Source organism: Brachybacterium sp. GU-2, assembly GCF_030866705.2.
GTDB classification, from domain to species: Bacteria; Actinomycetota; Actinomycetes; order Actinomycetales; family Dermabacteraceae; genus Brachybacterium; species Brachybacterium conglomeratum.
Genome location: NZ_CP133037.2, coordinates 3,231,689 through 3,255,133 on the forward strand (window position 1 = coordinate 3,231,689; position 23,445 = coordinate 3,255,133).

Consider the following 23,445-nt stretch of genomic DNA (forward strand, 5'->3'; position numbering starts at 1 on the left):
CCGGCGCAGGTCAGGCGCCCGACCCTGGCCGACGGCCTGATCTTCCCGGCCACGCCTTGGCATGTCCGGGCGATGGTGCAGACAACTGCGCTCTGTGCGTGACCTCAGCTCCCCTACGGGGTCGAGGTCACGCACAGAGCGCAGAAGTGTGCGCGGCCGGTCGGGTCAGGGTGGGCAGAGCTGACATGCGGCTGGCCGGAGCGGGACCGGGCAGGGGCCCGGCGCCCGGGCTGGTGGTGCCCGGCTCAGACGTGGTCGCGGACCTTCTGGAAGATGTCCGGGTAGCGGGCGTCCAGGCGGACCGTCGCGATGCGCAGACCGATCAGCAGCACGGCCACGCCGATCACGATCGCCAGCACGCCGGCCCCGGTGATCAGCGCCAGGTTCCCCGCGATCGCGCCCCAGATGCCGAGACCCAGCGGCGGTAGCATCGGCACGAACACCGTCACCATCGAGATCGCCATCGAGAGCATGGCGTTCGAGCTCGAGGCGGACTTGTCCTTCATCGGGTTGGTGCCCGGGGCAGAGCTCGGGTAGGGCAGCAGCACGCCCACCACCATCGAGGTGCCCCAGCCGGAGATCATCGCGCCGAGCGAGCCGAGCACGGTCATGGGGATCAGCTCCGGCAGTCCGTACAGCAGCGGCAGCGCGACGGTGATCACCACGACCGCGGGGATCATCAGCACCGCCATCGCCGCGATGCGGCCCAGCAGGTTGGCGCGGGCAGGGGCGCCGGCGACGATGTTGACCCAGCCGGACGGTCCGTCGAAGCCGATCTCGTTGGAGATGCTCAGCCCCGTCATCGCGCACATGAACACGGCCATGCCCAGCATCATCGGTCGGGCCTCGGGGACCATGAGCCCCATCGCCACGAAGAACACGATCACCACGGGATAGATGCCGAGGGCGGCGAGATAGCGGGTGTCCCGTCGCCAGTAGCGCAGGGACTTGCCCATCACGGCGCCGAAGGGGCCGGCGGGCACGAAGCGCGGCACCAGCGGGGAGACCTTCGCCTGGCCCGAGGAGGCGTCCCCGGTCAGCGCCGAGGTCATCGACAGGTCGATCGAGCGCTTCCACCACAGCCAGACCAGCACGATCGTCGCCGCGCCGATCAGGGCGCGCAGCAGCGCCGCGAGCACCCGGCCCTCGGCGAGATCCATCGGCACGGAGAACAGCGCACCGAGCGGCGTCCAGGCGAGCACCTCGGTCGCCAGCGGCAGCTGCTCGCGCACCCAGAGCATGTCGAGGTCCTCGATGCGCTGGGCGGACAGCGAGAAGGCATAGATCGCCACGAACATCGCCAGGAAGCCGAAGATCCCGCCGAGCTCGCGGCCCTTGCGGCTCGAGGCCCGGGCGGCAGAGTGCGCGAACCAGGCCCGCGGCAGCAGCAGGCACAGCGCGAGGCCGGCGAGGTTCGCGGGGATCAGCGCGAGGGCGCCGAGCACGACCCACCCGGCGCCCTGGCCGAAAAGCACCAGCCACAGCAGCTCGAAGGCGGTGGCGATCGCGAGCGCGAGCAGGGTGAAGAGGCTCGGCAGGCTCAGCGCGGCCGCCGCGAACATCCCCGGCTGCAGCTCCCTCGCGCTGCGGGGGAAGAGGGCGAACGAACGCGGATCCAGGGTGTCGTCGATCCCGAAGGCGAGGACGGGGATCAGGAACCACAGCAGCACGGTGACGGCGCCGAGGCCGCGCACGATCTGCGGGAACAGCTCTCCCTCCCCGGCCCACAGCGTGGTGCCCAGGAACAGGAAGACCAGTATGGCCAGGCCGCCCAGGCCGTAGAGCACCCCGATCGAGGTGCCGATGATCTTGCCGATGTTCTTGCGGTAGGATCGCTTCCACAGCGTCCACTTGAGCTTCAGCTGCAGGCGCACCAGGTCGCGTCCGCGGATCTCGCCGTGGCGCACGTCCTGCGCGGCCGCGGTCCGTGCGTGCTCGGTGCTCAGGACTCCAGCCACGACAGGCTCCCCTCCGCGACGTCGCCGCCGCCGACGAGGTCGATGAAGGTCTGCACGAGGCTGCCGCCCTGGCGCACCTGGTCGAGGGTGCCGTCGGCCATCAGCCGCCCCTCGGCGATGATCGCGACGTGGCTGCACAGCCCCTCGACCAGCTCCATGACGTGGCTGGAGAGCACGACCGTGCCGCCGCCCTCGACGTAGGCGGTGAGGATCGTGCGGATCACCTGCGCGGAGACCGGGTCGACGGCCTCGAGCGGCTCGTCGAGCACGAGCAGGCGCGGGGCGTGCAGCAGGGCGCTCGCCAGGAGGATCTTCTTGGTCATGCCGGCGGAGTAGTCCACGACCAGCTTCCCGTCCTCGCCCGCGAGGTCGAGCGCGGTCAGCAGTGACTCCATCCGCTCCTCGACCACGGCCGGCTCCATCCCGCGGAGCAGGCCGACGTAGGTCAGCAGCTCCCGTCCGGTGAGCCGGTCGAAGGTGCGCAGCCCGTCGGCGAGGACGCCGAGGCGCGCCTTGGCCGCCTGCGGCTCGGCCCACATGTCGTGGCCGAGCACGTGCGCGGTGCCGTCGTCGGGCCGCAGCAGGCCTGTCGCCATCGACAGGGTGGTGGTCTTGCCGGCGCCGTTGGGACCGACGATCCCGTAGAACGAGCCCTGCGGCACGTCCAGGGAAAGACCGTGCACCACCTCGGTGCCGGAGAAGGACTTGCGCAGCCCGCGGATCGACAGCGCGGTCGAGCTCGGGACCGAGGCCTCGGCGGAGACCGGGGCGGCGGCACCGGCGAGCGGGCCGGGCGCCTCGGCGGTCCCGGAGGGGTGGGCCGGGGGCGGCGCCGAGGTCCCTGCCGCCTCCGGGGCGGTCCCCGGGACGGGAGGAGAGGAGGGGAGGGAGGGGTCGCTGGGCATGGGGTCACGCTATCGGCCGGTCCGTCCGCGACGATCCCTCCCACGGCGGGCGGGACCTCGACCTTCGTCGGTGCTCGACCGCGGCGGAGCATCGGTCGGAGCGCGGCCGATCCGTCGTCGAAGGCGCTGGTGATCGCGGAGAAGAGGGAGGCGGTGGCTAGGATGCCGGTGAGTCACCGTGGCTCGAACGGAAGGAGCCCCATGTCGAATCCGCGCCCTGCCCCCGGGGACCCGGGTCTCGCCCCCGAGGTCCAGGAGATCCCGATCGGAGTGCGCCGGGCCGCGTCATGGTCGTGGCGACTGCTCGTGATCGTCGCCGCCGGCGCGCTGCTGCTGTGGGGGCTGACCCAGGTCACGACCATCGTGATCCCTGTGCTCATCGCGATCCTGCTCGCCGCGCTGCTCCAGCCCGTGGTCAAGATCCTCACCCGCTACACCTTCCTGGGCCGTGCCGCCTCCAGCGGGATCGCGCTGCTGGGACTGCTGCTCGTCATCGCCGGGATGTTCACCCTCGCCGGTCGGCAGCTGATCGCGCAGTGGGACGACATCCAGATCCGCGCGGTGCAGGGCTTCCAGGCGCTGCTGGAGTGGGTGCAGACCACCTTCCAGATCGACACCCCGATGATCGACTCCGCCCTCCAGGAGGGCCTCGAGCAGCTGCAGCAGTACTCGGGCCAGCTGGTCAGCGGCGCGGTCACCACCGCCGCCGCGCTCGGCAACATCGGCACCGGGCTCGTCGTCGCCCTGTTCACGCTGTTCTTCGTGCTCCACGGCGGGGGCGGGATCTGGCGCTGGTCCGTCGGCCTGCTGCCGCCCGCCGCCCGCGTGCCCACCCACGAGGCGTTCCGTCGCGGATGGAAGGCGCTGTCGGCCTACGTGCGCACGCAGGTGCTGGTGGCCGCGGTCGACGCGACCGGCATCGCGATCGGCATGGTCGCGCTGAGCCTGGGCTCCTACGCGGTGCCGATCTGGCTGCTGGTGTTCCTGTTCAGCTTCATCCCGCTGGTCGGTGCGATCGCCTCCGGCGCGATCGCCGTGCTGCTGGTGCTGGTGCTCAACGGCTGGGTCAGCGCGCTGATCATGCTCGCCATCGTGCTCGCCGTGCAGCAGCTCGAGGGGAACGTCCTCCAGCCCTTCATCATGGGCAAGGCCGTCGAGATCCACCCCCTCGGCGTGTTCCTCGGCGTGGCCCTCGGCGCGATGATCGCCGGGATCCCCGGCGCGCTGTTCGCGATCCCGCTGATCGCCTTCGTCAACGCGACGCTGCTGTACGTGATGGGCCGCGACCCGAGTCCCGAGCTCGGCCACGACAAGGCCAGCGCCGAGCACTTCGCCGCGCTCGGCGCCGGCGTGCCCGCGCACCAGCTGGCCGAGGCCGCCTCGGACTCCGAGGCGCAGCGGATGTCGGCCGACCAGGACTCCTCGGCGGACCTGGCGATGCTCGGCACCGTCCCCGCCGCCGAGCGCCGGACCGCGACGGAGGACGGCGCGACGCCGGGGGTGACCGGCGCGCACGCCGCCGACGGGACGGACGCGCACGACGCCGGCGCGGCGGACGCGCACGACGCCGGCGGGGCCGGCTCGCGCGCCGCCGACGCGACCGGGACGGCGTCCCCCGAGGCGCCGTCGACCGACCAGGTGGACGGGGCGTCGGCCCAGCCGCCCGCTCCGCGTCACCGCGCGGAGGACGAGCGGGACTGACCCCGCTCGCAGTGCGAGAGAGCCCCTTCCGGCAGCTGCCGGAAGGGGCTCTCTCGTCGGTTCGGGCAGTGCCCCTTCGCCCCGTGGGGCGCGCGGCTCAGGCCGAGTACGGCTTGGCGCGGAGGATCTCGATCGGGAAGGACTTCCCGGTCGGCGCGGTGTAGTCGACGGTGTCGCCGACCTTCGAGCCGTGGATCGCGCTGCCCAGCGGCGACTCGATGGAGTAGACCTCCAGGTCGTCGTCGCCGTCGGCGATCTCGCGGTTGCCCAGCAGGAAGGTGCGCTCCTTGCCGGCCATCGAGATCGCCACGACCATGCCGGGCTCGACGACGCCGTCGTCCTTCGGGGACTCCCCGACCACGGCGTTCTTCAGCAGACGCTGGAGGTCCGCGATGCGCGCCTCCATCTTCCCCTGCTCCTCGCGGGCGGCGTGATAGCCGCCGTTCTCCTTGAGGTCGCCCTCGTCGCGAGCCGCGGCGATGCGCTCGGCGATCTCGGTGCGGCCCGGGCCCTCGAGCTCGGCGAGCTCCTTGGCCAGGCGGTCGTACGCGTCCTGGGTGAGCCAGGCGCCATTCGGCTGGCTGCTCATGGGTTCACTCCTGTCGTCCTCGGTGAAGCGCACGGGGACGAAGACCCCCAATACGCGAATCACGGGGCACATGTCCTCATGCGCCCCGTGTGCGGGTGATGATGACCGGTCGTTCGCCGGTTCCAGGCAACATTACACGGCGCGCTGTGCATTTCCCGGGACCGGTGGACGTTTTACGCGCATCGTGAAATCCGCGGGAACGGTCCTCCGGTCGGCAGCGGGGTCAGCCGACGGTGCAGCCGACGACCTCGGCGGAGACCGCCTCGCCCTGAGTGGAGATCTCGACGTGGTGCGCGGTGCGGCGCTCGGTCTGCGCCGGGATCGTGGTCTCGACGAAGCCGACCTGCGCGCGCCCCTCGTTCATCGCCTGGATCCGGCAGGTCGCCTCGGTGCCGGGCGCCATCGTCACCACGAAGTCCACGCCGATGCGGTCGGAGGCGAGATGGTTGTAGGCCAGGACGTCGTAGCGGACCTCCTCGCGCGCGACGAAGAGCCCCACCACGATCACGATCGCGACGAACACCGCACCGGCGACGGCGACCAGGATCTTCGCGGTGCGGGGGAGACGAGCGGTCCGCCGTAGCGCTGGCGGTGGAGCTCCTCGGCATCGTCCATGCGCCCAGTCTCCCAGACCCTCCCCGGGAGCGGTCCGGGAGCGCGGGCGGAGGGAGCGAGGGACCGGTCACGTCCGAGGCGAGGAGGCAGCCCGCGCCCTGCTCGCTCGCGGAGAGGTGGCGTACGATCGGGCGCTGGTGCAGGTGTCGCGGACCGTGTCGGTCGCGCGCGTGAACCGCACCGGGGCAATGCCCCGCCCGTCGTCTCCGAGGAGTCCCGTGACCGTCCAGCTGCCCGCCCCCGATGAGCCCCTGCGGATGGTGGCCGTCCATGCGCACCCCGACGACGAGTCGTCCAAGGGTGCCGGGTCGACCGCACGCTACGCACGCGAGGGAGTGCAGGTCACGGTGCTCACCGCGACCGGCGGAGAGCGCGGCGACGTGCTGAACCCCCGCCTCCGCGACGATCCGGGGATCACCCCCGAGAGCCTGCCCGGGATCCGCCGCCGCGAGATGGAGCGGGCGAAGGAGATCCTGGGCGTGGACCACGAGTGGCTCGGCTTCGTCGACTCCGGACTGCCCGAGGGGGACCCGCTGCCGCCGCTGCCCGCCGGGAGCTTCGCGACCCTCCCCGTCGAGGAGGCTGTCCGTCCGCTGGTCGAGGCGGTGCGCCGCCTGCGCCCGCACGTGATGACCACCTATGACGAGAACGGCGGCTACCCGCACCCCGACCACATCCAGGTCAACCGCATCTCCGTGGCGGCCTTCGACCTCGCCGCGGACCCTGACTTCGCGCCCGAGCTCGGCGAGCCCTGGGAGGTCGCGAAGCTGTACTACATCAACGGCTTCCACCGTCAGCGCTTCGCCGCCGTGAGCCGTCACCTGCGCGCCGAGGGCACCCCCAACGAGGAGCTCGACCAGATGCTCCAGCACTACGACGAGAGCCACGACCGGTTGCTCACCACCCGCATCGACGTGCGCGACTATCTCGGGATCCGCGACGACGCGCTGCGCGCCCACGCCACCCAGGTCGACCCCGAGGGGCCCTTCTTCCGCATCTCGCACGACGCGGAGATCGTGGCCTGGGGCACCGAGGACTACGAGCTGCACATCTCCAGGATCGGTGTGAAGCTGCCCGAGCGGGACCTGTTCGCCGGGCTCCGCCACGAGACCGTGGAGGCCCGCCCGTGAGCGGGGCAGGCCTCGTCGGAGCGGGCGTGCTCCCGGCCGTCGGCGCCGTGCTCCAGGCCGCGCCGAGCCCGTCGGACGGCGAAGAGTTCAACTCCGTCACCGTCTCCCCGGGCCTGCCCGGCTTCCTCGCGACCTTCGTGCTCGCGGTGGTCGTCGTGCTGCTCCTGATCGACATGACGCGGCGCGTCCGACGGGTGCAGGCCAGGGCCCGGGTCGAGGAGCGCCAGGCGCAGCTCGAGCGCGAGGAGGCCGAGGCGGCCGAGCGCGAGCAGGCCGCGGGCGACTCCGCAGACGGAGGGCCCGCCGACGGCGAGGGTGCCGAGGAGGCGCAGGCCGACGGCGCGGACGCCACGCCGGACGCAGAGCCCGAGGACTCTGCGGAGCCGACGGACCCTGCGGGGCCGTCGGACTCCTCGGACCCGTCGGACGACGACGCGCCCGAGGGCGACGAGCGCCGCTGAGCGCGCGCCGCCCGGGGAGCGGCTCTCCTCAGAGCACCGCCGCGGCGACGGCGGCGAAGTGGCAGCCGAAGCCGATCAGGGTGCCCGCGTGGAAGATCTCGTGGAAGCCGAACCAGGCGGGGGAGGGGTTCGGCCGCTTCAGCGCGTACATCACCGCGCCCGCCGTGTAGGCGAGCCCGCCCGCGAGCAGCAGGATCACCACCGGCCAGCCGCCGCCCGCATGCAGCTGCGGCATGTAGAACACCGCCACCCAGCCGAGGGCGACATAGGCGGGGACGTACAGCCAGCGCGGTGCACCGGTCCAGAAGATCCGGAAGCACACCCCGACCAGTGCGCCGCCCCAGGCGATGCCGAGCAGCGTGAGCGCCTGGCGCGGGGCCAGCAGCGCCGCGGCGATCGGGGTGTAGGTGCCGGCGATGATCAGGAAGATGTTCGCGTGGTCGAAGCGGCGCAGGATGATCGCGTGCTGCGGGGACCACGTGCCGCGGTGGTAGACCGCGCTGATCCCGAACAGCATCCCGGCCGTCAGCACGAACACCGCGCAGGCCAGGCGGATCGTCAGGGTCTGGCCGACGGCGACCAGCAGCAGCCCGAGCACGAGGGTGGTCGGGAAGGCGATCAGGTGCAGCATCCCGCGCAGACGCGGCTTGGGCAGCTGGAGGCCGAGCTGGGTGGCGCGCCGTGCCATCGCCCGGGTCAGGGTGCGCGGCGCGAAGGGGAAGTTCTCCGCCGTGGGCAGGTCCTCGTCGCGCAGCTCGGTGGTGCCGCCGCTGCCGGCCACGGCCTCGGCGATCTCGCGCGGCGCGGGGTCCTGGAGCGTCGGGGCGCCGCCGGGGGTGGCGGGAGACTCGTCGGCGTCGCGCGGGGTGCGGCCGGAGCCGCTCGCGGCGGCCTCGTCATGGGGTCCGGGGGTCATGGACACACCGTAACCTACGCAACCGTAGGTTCGGTACGGGGGTCCTGTGACCGTCTCGTGCGGATTCACCCCGATCGTCGGGCGGCGCTCCCGCCGTCGTCGATAATGGACGCAGCGCGCCGCACCCGGCGCGCCCCCGGGGCCCAGCCGCCGGGCGGGCACGACGAGGGGACGAAGGCGAGCATGGTTGCCGACGGGCTGCTGTACCGCGTGTACGAGCGCAGGCTGTCCAGGGAGCTCGAGTCCTTCGACCTCCCGCAGCACCTCGGCGTGATCGTCGACGGGAACCGCCGCTGGGCGAAGGCCGCGGGGGAGTCCACCGCCCAGGGCCATCGCGCCGGCGCTGCGAAGATCGTCGAGTTCCTCTCCTGGTGCGAGGACCTCGGCATCCCGCTGGTGACCGTGTGGATGCTCTCCACCGACAACCTCCGGCGCCCGCCGCAAGAGCTCGTCGCCCTGTACGAGATCATCACCTCCACCATCGAGCAGATCACCGATGCCGGCTACTGCGTGCGCCTGACCGGCAGCGCCGACTCCCTCCCCGAGGAGATGCGCGAGGGGATCGCCCGCCTGCAGCAGGAGACCTCGCCCGAGGCCCGCCTGACCGTCAACGTCGCGATCGGCTACGGCGGCCGCGAGGAGATCGTCCACGCGGTGCGCGAGCTGGTGCGGGACCTCGGCGCGCAGGGCAAGGGCATCGAGGAGATCGCCGAGGGGATCAGCGTCGGCGCGATCGCCGAGCACCTCTACACACGCGGCCAGCCCGACCCCGACCTCATCATCCGCACCTCCGGCGAGCAGCGCCTCTCCGGGTTCCTGCTCTGGCAGTCGGTGCATTCCGAGTACTGGTTCTGCGAGACCTACTGGCCCGGGTTCCGCCGCATCGACCTGCTGCGCGCCCTGCGCGACTACTGCCGACGCGAGCGCCGCTACGGCGCCTGAGGCCGTCGGCCCCGTGCCTCGTCGGCCGCCGTGAGTGCGACGCACCCGTCCGCCCTCCCCGCATCGCGCTGTGAGCGGTGGCACACTGGCCCTCATCGGGAGCCCGCAGAACTCCCGATGACGATCGGGTGAACGTCGTGTCCGCTGCCCGCGGGACTCGCCCGACGGCGGGTGCACCGAGGGCTATGGTCCAGGCATCCGCGAGATTCCGGGAGGCTCCCATGGACGAGACGACCACTGCCCGCGAGACGACGACCGCCTTCGGCGGCAGCTTCTCGCCCGGACCGGACGGCGGGACGGCGGTGATCAGCGCCGCGAACCCCGACGGCGCCCCCGTGGTCCCCTCGCTCCGGCCCGGCACCGCCCAGCAGATGCTCGCCGAGATCGAGACGGGGGTGATCACCTACGTGCTGGACACCTCGGTGCTGCTCTCGGACCCGCTCTCGCTGCACCGCTTCGCCGAGCACGACATCGTGCTGCCGATCGTGGTGGTCACCGAGCTCGAGGCCAAGCGCCACCACCCAGACCTCGGCTACTTCGCCCGTCAGGCGCTGCGCATCCTCGACGACCTGCGCGAGCTGCACGGGAACCTCTCCGTGCCGCTCCCGATCGGCAAGGACGGCGGCCACGTGCACGTCGAGCTGAACCACATGAACACCGCCTCGCTGCCCGACGGCTTCCGCCTCGGCGACAACGACACCCGCATCCTCGCCGTCGCGAAGAACCTCCAGCTCGAGGGCAAGAACGTGGTGCTGGTCTCCAAGGATCTGCCGATGCGCATCAAGGCCAGCGCCTCCGGCATCCACGCCGAGGAGTACCGGGCCGAGCTCGCCCGCGATCGCGGCTACACCGGCATGGTCACCACCTCCGTGGACGAGCAGACCATGACCGACCTCTACGACGGTCAGGTCGTCGAGGTGCCGGAGATCGCCCACCACCCCGTGCACACGGGCCTGACGATCACGAGCCCGCGCGGCTCGGCGCTCGGCCGCGTCACCGGGGACAAGCAGGTGCGGCTCGTGCAAGGGGACCAGACCGTGTTCGGGGTCGCCGGCCGCTCCGCCGAGCAGCGCGTCGCGATCGACCTGCTCCAGGACGAGTCCATCGGCATCGTCTCCCTCGGCGGCCGTGCCGGCACCGGCAAGAGCGCCCTCGCCCTCTGCGCGGGTCTCGAGGCCGTGCTCGAGCGCCGCACCCAGCGGAAGATCATGGTGTTCCGGCCACTGTTCGCCGTGGGCGGGCAGGAGCTCGGCTATCTCCCCGGCGACCAGAGCGAGAAGATGGGCCCCTGGGGGCAGGCCGTGTTCGACACGCTCGGCTCGATGGTGTCCCAGAACGTCATCGACGAGGTGCTCTCCCGCGGCATGCTCGAGGTGCTCCCGCTGACCCACATCCGCGGCCGCTCCCTCCACGACGCCTTCGTGATCGTCGACGAGGCCCAGTCCCTCGAGCGCAACGTGCTGCTGACCATGCTCTCCCGCATCGGCCAGAACTCCCGCGTGGTGCTCACCCACGACATCGCCCAGCGCGACAACCTCCGCATCGGGCGCTACGACGGGATCGCCTCCGTGGTCGAGGCGCTGAAGGAGAAGGAGCTCTTCGCGCACATCACCCTGCAGCGCTCCGAGCGGTCGAAGGTCGCGGAGCTCGTCACCCACGTGCTGGACGAGCCGATCCCCTGAGTGGCGGGGCGGGGTACCGGCGCTGAATGTCGAGGCCGAGGCTCTGTCGGGCGGCACGGCGCGGGGCGAGGAACCGCTGACTGGGCGGACGGGTGAGGTCTGCACTGCAGCGGACGGGACGGTGGTGACACGCTCTGGCCATATGGCCACGTCGTGTCACCACCGTCCCGTCGGCGCTCGGGAGCGCCGTTGACGTCCCCTCCCCAGCGGTGACTTCTCCACAGAGCCGGCGACTCCAACGGACCGTTCCGCAGAGATGCTGGGATCTCCGCATGAGGGTTCGAGGAGTCGTGCACAGAAAGGGGCTGGCGGAGGTCGAGCCTGATCCCGATCGGCGCAGTGCTCTCCTGCGCAGCGGGAAGATCCGCTCCGTGGGCCAGTGGTACGTGACCGAGGAAGCACCGGAGGACCTCCTCTCCGTGCTGGAGCTCGGGGTCCGACCGACCTGTCTCGACGCAGCCGCGCTGCATGGCCTGTGGGTCCCGATGGCAGTGGGTGTGCACGCATACCGGCCACGGAGGGTCGAAGCTCCACCTGATGCTCCTCGCCTGGCGCAGATCAGGCGCCGGCGTGACGCGGGGTCGGGTGAGCTCGTGCCGATCCCCGTCTCAGGAGCAGGACAGCCGGCCCCTGCGACGCATCCTCTGATCCTGCACGCGCCGAGCCTCCGTGGCTGGGGGAGTCAGGACCCTGTCCCCGACATCGTCCGCACCCTCGATCACGCGGCGCGCTGCCAGTCCACGGTGAACGCGGCGATCCTCATCGAGTCCGCGCTGAACAAGCGATGCCTCAGCACGATGGACCTGGATCGCCTTCTCGCAGGGCTGCCTCAGCGGAAGCGACACCCTCTGGTACGAGTCCGCGCCGACGCGCAGTCCGGGACCGAGACCGCTGTTCGCTGGTGGCTCGAGGAGCGCCGGGTGCGGGTGCGCAGCCAGGCTCAGCTGCTGCCAGACGTGAGGGTGGATCTGCTGATCGGCACGAACTGGGTGATCGAATGCGACAGCCGGCGATTCCACGACGACCCCGCGCAGTACCGGGAGGATCGGCGGCGCGACCTGGCGCTCTCTTCGCGCGGCTATCGGGTCACCCGTCTGACCTGGGAACAGGTCTTTCTGGAATGGCCGAGGACATCCGCGATGCTGGTGGAGATGCTCCGTCGGCGTGATCATCGCCGTCTGCTCCCGGTGCGGGCAGCGGGGTGAGCGCACTGGTGACATGGCTCAGTCGGGATGACGGGACGGGACGAATATGACACGTCGTGGCGATATAGCCACGACGCGTCACATTCGTCCCGTCCCCGGCGAGGGTCCAGGCCCCCGGCGACGGCTCAGGCCCCCGGCGAGGGTCCAGGCCCCCGGCGAGGGTCCCGTCCCCGGCGACGGCTCAGTACTCCGGCGGGCAGATCAGCCCGTGGGCCGACCCGGACGGCCGGATCAGGCCTTCGGCGCGGTCATCGAGAGGACGTCCAGTGCGCTGTCGAGCTGCTCCTCGGTGAGCTCGCCGCGCTCGACGAAGCCCAGCGCGATCACGGCCTCGCGCACAGAGATGCGCTCGGCGACGGCGTGCTTGGCGATCTTCGCGGCGGACTCGTAGCCGATCAGCTTGTTCAGCGGGGTGACGATCGAGGGGGAGGCCTCTGCGTAGAAGCGGGCCTTCTCCTCGTTCGCGGTGAGCCCGTCGACGGTCTTGTCGGCCAGCACCGTGGAGGCGTTGGCGAGCAGGCGGATCGACTCCAGCAGGCTCGTGCCCATCAGCGGGATCTGCACGTTCAGCTCGAAGGCGCCCTGCGAACCGCCCCAGGCGATGGCCGCGTCGTTGCCGACGATCTTCGCGCACACCATCAGCACGGCCTCGGGGATGACGGGGTTGACCTTGCCGGGCATGATCGAGGAGCCGGGCTGCAGGTCGGGGATCGCGATCTCGCCCAGGCCGGTGTTGGGGCCGGAGCCCATCCAGCGCAGGTCGTTGCAGATCTTCGTGAGGGAGACGGCGATGGTGCGCAGCGCACCGGACATCTCCACCAGGCCGTCGCGGTTCGACTGCGCCTCGAAGTGGTTGCGCGCCTCGGTCAGGGGCAGGCCGGTCTGGTCGACGAGGTTCGCGATGACCTTCTGCGGGAACCCGATCGGGGTGTTGATGCCGGTGCCGACGGCGGTGCCGCCCTGGGGGACCTCCGCGGTGCGGGGCAGCGCCGCCTCGACGCGCTCGATCCCGTAGCGGATCGAGGCCGCGTAGCCGCCGAACTCCTGGCCGAGGGTGACGGGGGTGGCGTCCATCAGATGGGTGCGGCCGGATTTGACGACGTCCTTCCACGCCTCGGCCTTCTTCTCGAGCGCCTCGGCGAGGTGGGCGAGGGAGGGCAGCAGGTGCTCGACGACGCCGGCGGTCACGGCGACGTGCACGGAGGTGGGGAACACGTCGTTGCTGGACTGGGAGCAGTTGACGTGGTCGTTGGGGTGGGTCTCGGTGCCCGCGCTGGTGGCGAGGGTCGCCAGGACCTCGTTCATGTTCATGTTCGAGCTGGTGCCCGAGCCGGTCTGGTAGGTGTCCACCGGGAACTGGTCGTCGTGCTCGCCGGCGATGACCGCATCGGCCGCGGCGACGATCGCGTCGGCGATGGTGCCGTCCAGCACCCCGAGCTCCTTGTTCGCACGGGCGGCGGCCTTCTTGACCTGGGCGAGAGCGTGGATGTGCGCGGGCTCGAGGCCCTGCCCGGAGATGGGGAAGTTCTCGACCGCACGCTGGGTCTGGGCGCGGTACAGCGCCGAGACGGGCACGCGCACCTCTCCCATGGTGTCGTGCTCGATGCGGTAGTCGCTCTGCTGCGCTGCGGGGGTGGACTGGTTCATCGACGGGCCTTCCTGTTCGTCTTCTCTGTCGGGTGGTCGGATCCGGTCCTCGGGCGGTCCCGGGCCGGTGGAGGGGGAGGCGGGCTGGGGCTGCGTGCCCGAGCAGAGGGCCCCGGCGGGGCGGGTCAGGTGAGCTCGTGGCTCCAGGGCGGGTTCGCGCCGGCGCGCGAGACGGTGATCGCCGAGAGCGCGGCGGCACGTCGGAGCACGGCGGCGAGATCGTCCGACGGGATCGCGGCGAGCATCTCGCGACGGTCCTCGCCGAGCAGGCCCTTGTCGGCCAGCGCGTCGAGGATCCCGGCGGAGAAGGTGTCGCCGGCGCCGACGGTGTCGACCACCTCGACCCGCACCGGCGCGACCTGCACGCGCCCGCTGGCGGAGAACGCGACCGCGCCGTCGCCGCCTCGGGTCAGCACGGTCAGGGACGGGCCGAGGTCGCGCCACGAGGCGGCGACGTCCTCGACGTCCTCGGTGCCGTACAGCCAGGCCACGTCCTCGTCGGACGCCTTGACGACGTCGGACAGCGCGATGTTCTCCTCGATCCGGGCGCGGACGTCCTCCGGCGCGCCCATCAGGGTGGGGCGCGCGTTGGGGTCGTAGCTGATCGTCGAGGACCCGCGGGCGCTGCGCAGCAGGGCGGAGAGCGTCGTGGCCCCCGGCTCGAGCACGGCGGCGATGGAGGAGGTGTGCACGGCGTCCGGCGCCGCGGGCAGCCCGGCGGTGTCCGGGTTCCAGGCGAGGTCGAAGGTGTAGGTCGCGGCGCCGTGCGCATCCAGCACGGCCTCGGCGGTCGAGGTGCGGCCGGTTCGGACCGAGGCGGGCGTGAGCTGCACGCCGGACTCGTCGAGGTGGGCGCGGATCGCGTCGCCTCGGGCGTCGTCGCCGATCGCGGTGAGCAGATGGGCATCGTGGCCGAGTCGCGACAGGGCGACGGCCACGTTCAGGGGGGAGCCGCCGGGGTGCTCGCGACGACCGCCATCGGCGTCGACGACGATGTCGGTGAGGGCTTCTCCGGCGATCAGGATTCTCGCGGTCACGCTTCGATCATCGCAGGTTTCCAGGGCGCGGGCGACATGAGCGGGGGAGGGGCGCCGTGGCCCGGATCACCCCGGGAGGCGGAGGGCGGCGCGGGCGGGGACAATGGCCCGCATGCACGATGCCCAGTCCGAGAGCCCCGACCGCACCGAGAGCCCCGCCGCCGGCGGCGGGGGCGGCCCTGTCCGCACGGGGGCCGACAGCGAGGCCGCGGGTCGCACGAGGGCCGACAGCGAGGGCGCCGGTCGCACGAAGGCCGACGCCGCGAGGGCCGACGGCACAGCGGCAGCGAGCGCTGGGTCCGACGGCGCAGCGGCAGCGAGCGATGCATCCGACGGCGCGCGGGCCGAGTCCGCCGGGGCCGACGGCACACAGGCCGAGGTGACCGGCGCTGATGAGCTGCCCGGCGAGCGGCCGAAGTCCGCGTACCAGCTGCCGACCAAGCAGAACACGGTGCTGCGCAACATCGTCTGGGCGATCGTGCTGACCATGGTCGTGGTGATCGTGCTGGCGGTGGGCTTCTTCGGGGTAGGCAGCGACCTCGAGCGCGAGCCGCTGGAGAACTCCGAGGTGGACGTCGCCGCGACCGCCGAACGCGCCCAGGACGTGGCCGACTTCCCCGTCGCCGTGCCCGCGACCGGCGAGGACTGGCAGGTGCGCTCGGCGCGCTTCACCGACGGGCAGAGCCCGCGCTGGACCGTGCAGTACACCGCGCCCGGCGGGGATCTCGTGACCCTGGCCGAGGACACCGAGGTCAGCGCGTCGCTGCTGTCGGCCGAGATGCCCGGCGCGACCGTCACCGAGCAGACGAGCCTCCGGGGCGCCGAATGCCAGGTGCTCGGCGGCGGGGACGACGCGGAGCAGACCGGCATCGCCTGCCAGGGCGAGGGCTTCGGGATCCTCGTCCACGGCGCGGCCGATCAGGCCGAGCTCGAGCAGCTCATGGACGAGGCGCTCGCCGCGATCGGCTGAGGCCTCGGCCGACGATCCGGAGCGGTCGCTCAGCGCTCGGCGCCGTCCTCCTCGCGCCGCGCGGCCACGGCGTCCTCGAGCCGCTCGCGGGCCCCGTCCAGCCACTGCTGGCAGCGACGGGCGAGCATCTCGCCGCGCTCCCACAGCGCGATCGAGTCCTCGAGCCCGCCCTGCCCGGACTCGAGGCGGCGCACCACCTCGACGAGCTGGTCGCGGGCCGCCTCGTAGGACAGCTCGGCGATATCGGCGGGGAGGGCCTTCTCGTCCCCGGCCGGGGTGCCGGGCGCGGTGCCCGGGGTGCCGGGAGCGCCTTCGTCGGCAGTCAGTTCGTTCTCCGGGGCATCGGGCGTGCTCATGCGGTCTCCTCGTCGTTCTCGGTCCGGTCCTGCTCGGGGCGGGCCCGGTCGTCGGTCGGTGCCTGCGGGGCAGGCGGGGTGTAGGGGTCGGTGTCCACGTGCAGGGCGCCGAACCGGCCGCCGGCGACCCGCACCGACAGCGCCTCGCCGACCTCGCTCTGCTCGGGGGCGCGGATGATCGTGCCGTCGGCCGTCTGCACCACGGCGTAGCCGCGCTCGAGGGTCGCCAGCGGGCTCAGGGCCCGCACCTGCCTGCCGAGGTGGGAGACCTCGTCGGCCGCCCGGTCCAGGCGCGAGCCGATCAGGGTGCGGGCCAGCGAGATGCGGGAGCGGATCTCGTCGGCGCGGCCGGCGAGGATGCTCGAGGGGTTCTCGAGCACGGGCCGCGAGCGCATGGCATCCAGCCCCGACTGCTCCCGCTCGATGCGGGCGCGGATCGCGGCGCGCAGACGCGTGCGGCCCAGGTCCAGCTGCTCGAGCTCGGCCTGGATATCGGGCACCACGCGCTTGGCCGCATCGGTGGGGGTGGAGGCGCGGACGTCGGCGGCGAGGTCGATCAGCGGGGTGTCCACCTCGTGTCCGATCGCGGAGACGATCGGGGTGTCGGCGCCGGCGACCAGGCGGGTGAGCTGCTCGTCGGAGAAGGGGAGCAGGTCCTCGAGGGAGCCGCCGCCGCGCGAGATGATGATGACATCGACATCCTCGCGGGCATCGAGCTCCTTCAGCGCGGCGGAGACCTCCCGCACCGCCTTCGTGCCCTGCACCGCGACCTCGCGGATCTCGAACTGCACCGCGGGCCAGCGCCGACGGGCGTTGACGACCACGTCGCGCTCCGCGGCGGACTCCCGCCCGCAGATCAGCCCCACCACGCGCGGCAGGAAGGGAAGCGGCTTCTTCCGCGAGGCGGCGAACAGGCCCTCCGCGGCGAGCACCCGCTTGAGCTGCTCGAGCCGGGCCAGCAGCTCGCCGAGCCCGACGGGGCGGATGTCGTCGGCCTCGAGCTGGAGACTGCCGCGCTTGGTCCAGAAGCTGGGCTTGGCGTGCACGACCACGCGCGCGCCGGGCACCGGCTCGACCGGCAGGGCACGCAGTACGTGCTCGCGCACCGGCACCGAGAAGGACATGTCCACGTCGATGTCGCGCAGGGTCATGAAGCTCAGCCCCGCGCCCGGCCGACGGTTCAGCTGCACGATCTCGCCCTCGACCCACAGCGGGGACATCCGCGCGACGTACTCGCCGACCTTCACGGACAGCTGCCGCAGCGGCCACGGGTTCTCCGCCGTGGTCTGCGCGGCGGTCGCGGCGAGCGGCGGGCGGGCCCCGGCGGCCGGGGCGCCGGTCACCTCGGCGCCCTCGCCCGCCCCGCCCGGATCGGGGGTCGTCTGCGTCATGGGGTCCACTCTTCCACGACCGGCCGACATCGCGCGGACCGGACGGCGCCGGCTGTGGATGTCCCCGTCCTGTGGAGGGTTGGTGACTCTTGCCCCACGACCTGCCACTTCAGGCCCGCGCCTCCTACGATGGGAGGCGTGAGCACCGGAACCGTCCTCCTTGCCGAGCCCCGCGGGTACTGCGCGGGCGTCGATCGTGCCGTCGTCGCCGTCGAGCGCGCCCTCGAGCACTATGACGAGACCGTCTACGTCCGTCACGAGATCGTGCACAACAAGTTCGTCGTGGACCGCCTGACGGAGAAGGGCGCCGTCTTCGTCGAGGAGGTCGACGAGGTGCCCGAGGGCGCGCTCGTGATCTTCTCCGCCCACGGCATCTCCCCGAAGGTCCGCGAGATGGCGGAGGAGCGCAATCTCCGCACCATCGACGCGACCTGCCCCCTGGTCACCAAGGTCCACAAGGAGGCGGTGCGCTTCGCCCGCCAGGACTACGACATCCTGCTGGTGGGCCACGTGGGCCACGAGGAGGTCGAGGGCACCGCCGGCGAGGCGCCGGAGCACGTGCAGATCGTCAACGGCCCCGAGGACGTCGACAAGGTCACCGTGCGCGACCCCGAGAAGGTCGTGTGGCTCTCGCAGACCACCCTCAGCGTCGACGAGACGATGGAGACCGTGGACCGCCTCAAGGAGCGTTTCCCCACCCTGCAGGCGCCGCCCAGCGACGACATCTGCTACGCGACCCAGAACCGCCAGGTCGCGATCAAGAAGATCGCCCCCGACGCGGACCTCGTCCTCGTCGTCGGCTCCCCGAACTCCTCGAACTCCGTGCGCCTGATGGAGGTCGCGCTCGAGGCCGGGGCGAAGGCCTCCCACCGCATCGACAGCGTCTCCGAGCTGCGCGAGGAGTGGTTCGAGGATGTGGAGAGCGTGGGCGTGACCTCCGGCGCCTCCGTGCCGGACGTGCTGGTCCAGGAGCTGCTCGCCGAGCTCTCCGAGCGCGGCTTCGGCGATGTGAAGCCCGTGCGCACCGCCACCGAGGACCTCATGTTCTCCCTGCCGCGCGAGCTGCGCCAGGAGATGAAGAGCCGCGGCGAGTCCGACCGCCGCACCAAGCCCACCGGGGACCGCGCCACCGCCGAGTCCTGACCCGCCGGTCACCTCGCTGTGGAGACGACCGGCGGGAGCCGTCGGGATTCGGCATGATGGTCCGGTGATCCCTCGCACGGCCGCCCGCCCGCTGTCCCTCGCGCTCCTGGCGACCCTGCTCGTCTCCCTCGCCGTGCTCGCCCCGGCCGTTCTGCCGCAGGCCCGCGCCGAGGGCTACAACACCGGCCGCACCGCCCCGTCGATGCTGGTGGTGGACGGCTCGGGCTCGATGCGGGCCGACGACGTCGGCGGGCGCAGCCGCATGGACGTGGCCAAGGAGGCGCTCAGCACCCTGGTGCCGATGCTGCCTGAGGACGCGAGCGTGGGCCTGATGACCTACGGCAACTCCGATCCCGCGACCGCCGCCAGCCAGGAGGCCGGCTGCCAGGACGTGAAGACCCTGGTGAAGCCAGAGGGTCTGGACCGCCAGGCGCTGCTCGGCGCGATCGAGGACGTGCAGCCCTCCGGGTACACCCCGATCGGCCTGTCCCTGACGAAGGCCGCGGCCGAGCTGCCCGAGGCGGAGATGCGCTCGATCGTGCTGGTCTCCGACGGGATCGACGAGTGCGGCGGCCCGCCGCCCTGCGAGGTCGCCGCCGATCTCGCGCAGAAGCACCCCGAGATGCGCATCCACACGATCGGCTTCAAGGCCGAGCAGGACGCCCGCGACGAGCTGGCCTGCATCGCCGAGGCGACTGGCGGCACCTTCGCCGATGCCACCGACGCCGAGACCCTGCGCGACGAGCTGCTGGTGAAGATGACCCGCGCGATCCAGGGGTACGCCACGCAGGGGCAGCCGATCACCGGCGGGACCAGCCCCGAGACCGCCGTGGATCTCGCGCCCGGCTCGTTCCTCGACGTGCTCGAGCACGGCAGCGCCGCGATCGACGACGGCGAGGGCTTCTCCCGCTTCTACCGCCTGCAGCTCGCCGAGGGCGAGATCGCGCACCTCACCGCGACGATGGTGCTGCCCGGCGGGGACGGGGACGCCAGCAGCCTCGCCCAGCTGCGCCTGGCCACCAGCTCCGCCGACGGGGTCGACTGCCGCATCGGCGAGGTCCAGGCCCGCGCGGAGGCCGACCTCGGCCAGGGGCCGATCACCGCGGCCGTCGCGACGCCGCGCCTGGGGGAGACCGCGAACCTCACCTGCTTCGGGGAGGACGCCGACGGGACCGTGATCCTCGAGGTCGAGCGCACCGGCGACCCGGCGCTCGAGGAGGCGGTGCCGGTCGAGCTGCAGTTCTTCGCGGAGGAGAAGGTGGCGCTGGACGGCCTGCCTCCCGCCGCGAAGTACGTGCGCCCGCAGGAGCCGCTCGCCGTTGCGACCGACGGTGAGCAGATCCAGCCCGCGTTCTCCTTCGCCTCCGCCGTGCAGGACCTCGACGGGCCGATGCGCGGCACGATCATCCCCGGCGAGGTGCAGTTCTTCCGCATCCCGGCTCAGTACGGCCAGCAGGTCCGCGCGGCGATCGCGCTCGGCGAGTTCGAGGTGCCCCCCGGGATGGGGCTGACGCTGCAGGCCCGGATGTACTCGCCGCTGAGGGACGACGTGTACCTCGTGGTGCCGCCGTCGGCCTCGGGCGAGGCGACCGGGGTCTCGACGAAGGCCGCGCCGAAGACCACTCTGCAGGTGAACCAGGCGGCCCCGATCCAGTTCCGCAACCGCGAGGACGGCGGCACCGAGGCCCGCACCTCCTTCCTCGCCGGGGACTACTACCTGCAGCTTGCCGTGGTCCCCTCCGACTACTCGGCGCAGCGTCTGTTCGAGGTGCCCTACGTGCTCGATCTCGATGCGGTGGGCGAGCCCGCCGAGGGGCCGGAGCTGAGCGGGCAGGGCGCGGTGGAGGACCGCTCCGCCGCGGACCCCGGATCGGCTCCCCGGGCCTCGGACGGCGGGGGAGCTTCCGATGCGGGCGGTGCCTCGGACGCGGGCGGTGCGCCGGAGCTCGAGGACCCGCCGACCGAGGACGAGCGCAGCGGTTTCGCCGTGCCGCCGGTGGTGTGGGCCGTGCTCGGAGGACTCGGCGGCGGTGTGCTGCTGGCCGCGATCGTGATCGGTGCGGTGGTGCTGGCGCGGCGGGGCCGCTGACGGGCCGGGAGGCGGCGCGCGAGCAGCCCGCGGCCCGGGCGCGTCCTGGCGGCACAGGTCCAGCCGCGCCGACGACGAGGCCGCGTCCGGGCAGGATCAGCCGGCCGAGCGCTCCTCGCGGCTCTCGACCCCTCGCTCCGGGCTCGCGAGCTTCGCGATCTCGTCCTCCTCGAGGGTGCGGGCACGGCGCGTGAGCTGCTCGACGTCCTCGACCGCGGTGCCGGCGAGGCCCAGGTCCTCGAACTTCCGCGCGGTCACCATCACCCTCGACTGCAGCGAGCCGACGGCCTCGTTGAAGGCGGCGACGGAGGAGTCCAGCGACCGCCCCACCTTGCCCAGATGGGAGGTGAACGTCCCGAGCCGGTGGTGGAGCTCGCGGCCCGCCTCGAGCACCTCGCGGGCGTCGCGGTTCAGCGAGTCGGTGCGCCAGGTGTGCGCGACCGTGCGCAGCAGCGCCATGAGCGTGGCGGGGGAAGCGATCACGACGTCCTTCGCGAAGCCGTGCTCGAGCAGGTCCGGCGCGGACTCGAGCGCGGCGGCGAGCACCCCGTCGCTCGGCACGAACAGCACCGTGAACTCCGGGGTGTCCCCGAGGGCCTTCCAGTAGGCCTTGCCGGCGATCTGGTCCACGTGATGGCGCAGCGCCCGGGCATGCGCGGTGCGCCGGGCGCGGGCGCGCTTCGGGTCCTGCTCCTCGACCGAGTCGAGATAGGCGTCCATCGGCGCCTTCGCGTCCACGACCAGGGTGCGCTCGCCGGAGAGGTGGACGACGAGGTCGGGGCGCTGGCCTTTCTCCCCGTCGGCCCGGGTGCCTCCGAGCTGCTCGGAGAAGTCCACGTGCTCGAGCATCCCCGCGGCCTCGACGATCCGGCGCAGCTGCACCTCGCCCCAGCGGCCGCGCGAGGTCGGGGCGCGCAGCGCGGCGGTGAGTGCGGTGGTGCCCTGTTCGAGGGACTGGGCCCGCCGCCCCAGCTCGCCGAGGTGATTGCGCAGCGCCCCTTCGGCCTCGGCGCGTGCCGCCTCGGAGCGGGCCAGGTTCCGCTCGAGCTGGGCGAGGGTCGCGGTCAGCGGGGCGAGCGTGCGCTGCAGCTCGGCCTCGCGCTCCTCCTCGGCGGCGTCGCGCCGGGCGACGTCCCGCTCGTGGCGCTCGTCGGCCAGGCGCAGCAGGCGATCGGCCGAGTCCTCGCCCGCGCGGTTCTGTGTGAGCGCGGAGCGCATGCGCTCGCGCAGCACGAGGAACGTCCCGGCCGCGCCGAGCAGCGCGCCGAGGACGAGACCCAGGAGGAGCATCGTGGTTCCGCTCATGGGATCAGCACATCACGGGGGTGGGACAGACGAGCGGACCCGCGCTCCCGGCGCGCGGTCAGACGGTCGTGGCCTGGGCGTCCCGGGAGGTCTGCACCTCGCCCATGTGGTCGGTCGCCCAGCTGATCAGCGCCCCGAGCGGCTTGAGCAGCGAACGCCCCAGCTCTGTCAGCTCGTACTCGACGCGCGGCGGGATCTCGGGGTGGACGGTGCGCAGCACGAGCCCGTCGGCCTCGAGGGAGCGCAGGGTCTGGGTGAGCATCTTCTGGGAGATGCCGTCGACCGTGCGCAGCAGCTCGGAGAAGCGGCACGGACCGTCCTCGAGCGTGGTGATCAGCAGCACCGTCCAGCGGTCGCCGATGCGGTCCAGCAGGCGGCGCGAGGGGCAGTCGCGGGCGAAGGGGTCGTACGGGCGTGGGGTGGACATCGGGCGGTCTCCTCAAAGGCGGGAACGGCGGCGGACGGGCTGTGGGTGAGAGGCCGACGGCCCGGCGGGCCGGGGCTCGATGGGGGAGGGGGCCGACGGTGGCGAGGGGTTACCGCGAGGTGCCTACTTCCCCGCAGAGAGAAGGTTACCTACAGTGAGCATGCAGGTCCATGCTTCACAGTGGATCCCTCATCGAGACGGCACCCTTGACGGTGCCTCGCAGCAGCGCCCCGCAGCGGGCGCGGAAGGAGAGCTCCTATGGCTCGCATCGTGATCCTCGGCGGCACCGGCTACGCGGGAGGCCATCTCGCGCAGGAGGCCGCCTCCCGCGGCCACGACGTCCTCGCCCTCAGCCGCACCGCCCCCGAGCAGGTTCCCGCCGGGGTCACCCACCGCGCCGGCGACGTGCGCGAGGAGTCCTTCCTCGCCGAGGCGCTCGACGGCGCCGACGTCGTCGTCTCCGCTCTCTCGCCCCGCGGCGACATGGCCGACCTCGAGGCCTTCCGCGCCCTGATCGCGTCCGTCGCCCGTCTCGCCCGCGAGAAGGGCGTGCGGCTCGGCGTGATCGGCGGGGCGGGCTCGCTGCTGGTCGCCGAGGGCGGCCCGAAGCTCGTGGACACCCCCGAGTTCCCCAAGGAGTTCGCCGAGGAGCCGCGCGTGCTCGACGCCGTCCTGCAGGACCTCCGCGGCGCCGAGGAGGGGCTGGACTGGTTCTTCGTCAGCCCCGCCGGCGGCTTCGGCTCCTTCGCCCCGGGTGAGCGCACCGGCGCCTACCGCGTCGGCGGCGACGTGCTGCTGACCGACGAGAACGGCGACTCCAACCTCTCCGGCCAGGACCTCGCCGTCGCACTGGTCGACGAGATCGAGACCCCGGCCCACCGCCGCACCCGCTTCACCGTCGCGTACTGAGGGCGACTCTCCGGGGTCCCGTCGGCCGCGCGCCGGCGGGCCCCCGAGGCCGTCCGGCGGCGGCTGT

At 72.4% G+C, this 23,445-nt stretch carries 21 protein-coding genes; 10 read left to right on the top strand and 11 right to left on the bottom strand.

Annotated elements, in window-relative coordinates; genetic code table 11:
* Positions 1-245 precede the first annotated feature (245 nt).
* Together RBL05_RS14835 and RBL05_RS14840 are read right to left on the bottom strand one after the other, a co-directional pair.
* A complete protein-coding gene (locus RBL05_RS14835) occupies positions 246-1,958 on the bottom strand; it encodes a hypothetical protein (protein WP_308738830.1) in 1,713 nt (570 codons plus the stop codon).
* Positions 1,943-2,863, bottom strand: a complete 921-nt coding sequence (locus RBL05_RS14840; RefSeq protein ID WP_308738829.1) for an ABC transporter ATP-binding protein — start codon at positions 2,861-2,863, stop codon at positions 1,943-1,945. The genes RBL05_RS14835 and RBL05_RS14840 overlap by 16 nt, the downstream gene beginning before the upstream one ends.
* A gap of 201 nt (positions 2,864-3,064) precedes the next feature.
* Between RBL05_RS14840 and RBL05_RS14845 the strand changes: the two genes are divergently transcribed.
* Complete coding sequence (locus RBL05_RS14845) at positions 3,065-4,564, top strand: AI-2E family transporter (protein ID WP_308738828.1); 1,500 nt, start codon at positions 3,065-3,067, stop codon at positions 4,562-4,564.
* Between the two features lie 97 nt (positions 4,565-4,661).
* Here RBL05_RS14845 and greA read toward each other — a convergent pair whose 3' ends face one another.
* On the bottom strand, positions 4,662-5,153 hold the full coding sequence (greA, locus tag RBL05_RS14850) for a transcription elongation factor GreA (RefSeq protein ID WP_010550261.1): 492 nt from the start codon (positions 5,151-5,153) through the stop codon (positions 4,662-4,664).
* A 223-nt stretch (positions 5,154-5,376) separates the two neighbouring features.
* Positions 5,377-5,676, bottom strand: a complete 300-nt coding sequence (locus tag RBL05_RS14855; RefSeq protein ID WP_308738827.1) for a DUF4307 domain-containing protein — start codon at positions 5,674-5,676, stop codon at positions 5,377-5,379.
* Between the two features lie 310 nt (positions 5,677-5,986).
* Between RBL05_RS14855 and mca the strand changes: the two genes are divergently transcribed.
* Together mca and RBL05_RS14865 are read left to right on the top strand one after the other, a co-directional pair.
* A complete protein-coding gene (gene mca, locus RBL05_RS14860; RefSeq protein ID WP_308738826.1) occupies positions 5,987-6,898 on the top strand; it encodes a mycothiol conjugate amidase Mca in 912 nt (303 codons plus the stop codon).
* Positions 6,895-7,359, top strand: a complete 465-nt coding sequence (locus RBL05_RS14865) for a hypothetical protein (RefSeq protein ID WP_308738825.1) — start codon at positions 6,895-6,897, stop codon at positions 7,357-7,359. Before mca ends, RBL05_RS14865 begins: the two co-directional genes overlap by 4 nt.
* Before the next feature lie 28 nt (positions 7,360-7,387).
* On the opposite strand, the gene trhA is transcribed toward RBL05_RS14865, so the two are convergent.
* A complete protein-coding gene (gene trhA / locus RBL05_RS14870) occupies positions 7,388-8,275 on the bottom strand; it encodes a PAQR family membrane homeostasis protein TrhA (RefSeq protein ID WP_308738824.1) in 888 nt (295 codons plus the stop codon).
* Positions 8,276-8,458: 183 nt separating this feature from the next.
* Here trhA and RBL05_RS14875 point away from each other — a divergent pair, with 183 nt between their 5' ends.
* The 3 genes from RBL05_RS14875 to RBL05_RS14885 all read left to right on the top strand — a co-directional run bounded on the left by RBL05_RS14875 (position 8,459) and on the right by RBL05_RS14885 (position 12,104).
* Positions 8,459-9,217: an isoprenyl transferase gene (locus RBL05_RS14875; protein ID WP_308741165.1), complete on the top strand. Its 759-nt coding sequence runs from the start codon at positions 8,459-8,461 to the stop codon at positions 9,215-9,217.
* Between the two features lie 371 nt (positions 9,218-9,588).
* Complete coding sequence (locus tag RBL05_RS14880; RefSeq protein ID WP_308741164.1) at positions 9,589-10,899, top strand: PhoH family protein; 1,311 nt, start codon at positions 9,589-9,591, stop codon at positions 10,897-10,899.
* A gap of 371 nt (positions 10,900-11,270) precedes the next feature.
* Positions 11,271-12,104 (top strand): hypothetical protein, encoded by an 834-nt coding sequence (locus RBL05_RS14885; RefSeq protein WP_308738823.1) that lies wholly within the window; start codon positions 11,271-11,273, stop codon positions 12,102-12,104.
* A 231-nt stretch (positions 12,105-12,335) separates the two neighbouring features.
* On the opposite strand, the gene RBL05_RS14890 is transcribed toward RBL05_RS14885, so the two are convergent.
* Both RBL05_RS14890 and RBL05_RS14895 read right to left on the bottom strand, forming a co-directional pair.
* Positions 12,336-13,751: a class II fumarate hydratase gene (locus RBL05_RS14890; protein ID WP_010550253.1), complete on the bottom strand. Its 1,416-nt coding sequence runs from the start codon at positions 13,749-13,751 to the stop codon at positions 12,336-12,338.
* A 125-nt stretch (positions 13,752-13,876) separates the two neighbouring features.
* Positions 13,877-14,788 carry a carbohydrate kinase family protein gene (locus RBL05_RS14895; RefSeq protein WP_308738822.1) on the bottom strand — a complete coding sequence of 304 codons (912 nt, stop codon included), beginning with the start codon at positions 14,786-14,788 and terminating at the stop codon, positions 13,877-13,879.
* Positions 14,789-14,900: 112 nt separating this feature from the next.
* On the opposite strand from RBL05_RS14895, the gene RBL05_RS14900 reads away from it, so the two are divergent.
* The gene (locus RBL05_RS14900) at positions 14,901-15,758 is read left to right on the top strand and encodes a DUF4245 family protein (RefSeq protein WP_308738821.1); all 858 of its coding nucleotides are present in this window, start codon (positions 14,901-14,903) and stop codon (positions 15,756-15,758) included.
* A gap of 29 nt (positions 15,759-15,787) precedes the next feature.
* On the opposite strand, the gene RBL05_RS14905 is transcribed toward RBL05_RS14900, so the two are convergent.
* Together RBL05_RS14905 and xseA are read right to left on the bottom strand one after the other, a co-directional pair.
* Positions 15,788-16,114 (bottom strand): exodeoxyribonuclease VII small subunit, encoded by a 327-nt coding sequence (locus RBL05_RS14905; protein WP_308738820.1) that lies wholly within the window; start codon positions 16,112-16,114, stop codon positions 15,788-15,790.
* Entirely contained in the window at positions 16,111-17,505 is a 1,395-nt protein-coding gene (gene xseA / locus RBL05_RS14910) for an exodeoxyribonuclease VII large subunit (protein ID WP_308738819.1), read from the bottom strand. The genes RBL05_RS14905 and xseA overlap by 4 nt, the downstream gene beginning before the upstream one ends.
* Before the next feature lie 129 nt (positions 17,506-17,634).
* Here xseA and RBL05_RS14915 point away from each other — a divergent pair, with 129 nt between their 5' ends.
* Together RBL05_RS14915 and RBL05_RS14920 are read left to right on the top strand one after the other, a co-directional pair.
* Positions 17,635-18,648, top strand: coding sequence for a 4-hydroxy-3-methylbut-2-enyl diphosphate reductase (locus tag RBL05_RS14915; protein WP_308738818.1), 1,014 nt, complete (start codon positions 17,635-17,637; stop codon positions 18,646-18,648).
* Positions 18,649-18,712: 64 nt separating this feature from the next.
* Positions 18,713-20,737, top strand: coding sequence for a vWA domain-containing protein (locus RBL05_RS14920; RefSeq protein WP_308738817.1), 2,025 nt, complete (start codon positions 18,713-18,715; stop codon positions 20,735-20,737).
* 96 nt (positions 20,738-20,833) lie between these two features.
* Here RBL05_RS14920 and RBL05_RS14925 read toward each other — a convergent pair whose 3' ends face one another.
* Complete coding sequence (locus tag RBL05_RS14925; protein WP_308738816.1) at positions 20,834-22,042, bottom strand: DNA recombination protein RmuC; 1,209 nt, start codon at positions 22,040-22,042, stop codon at positions 20,834-20,836.
* 58 nt (positions 22,043-22,100) lie between these two features.
* Positions 22,101-22,469 carry a winged helix-turn-helix transcriptional regulator gene (locus tag RBL05_RS14930; protein ID WP_308738815.1) on the bottom strand — a complete coding sequence of 123 codons (369 nt, stop codon included), beginning with the start codon at positions 22,467-22,469 and terminating at the stop codon, positions 22,101-22,103.
* Between the two features lie 258 nt (positions 22,470-22,727).
* On the opposite strand from RBL05_RS14930, the gene RBL05_RS14935 reads away from it, so the two are divergent.
* Positions 22,728-23,378 (top strand): NAD(P)-dependent oxidoreductase, encoded by a 651-nt coding sequence (locus RBL05_RS14935; RefSeq protein ID WP_308738814.1) that lies wholly within the window; start codon positions 22,728-22,730, stop codon positions 23,376-23,378.
* Positions 23,379-23,445 lie beyond the last annotated feature (67 nt).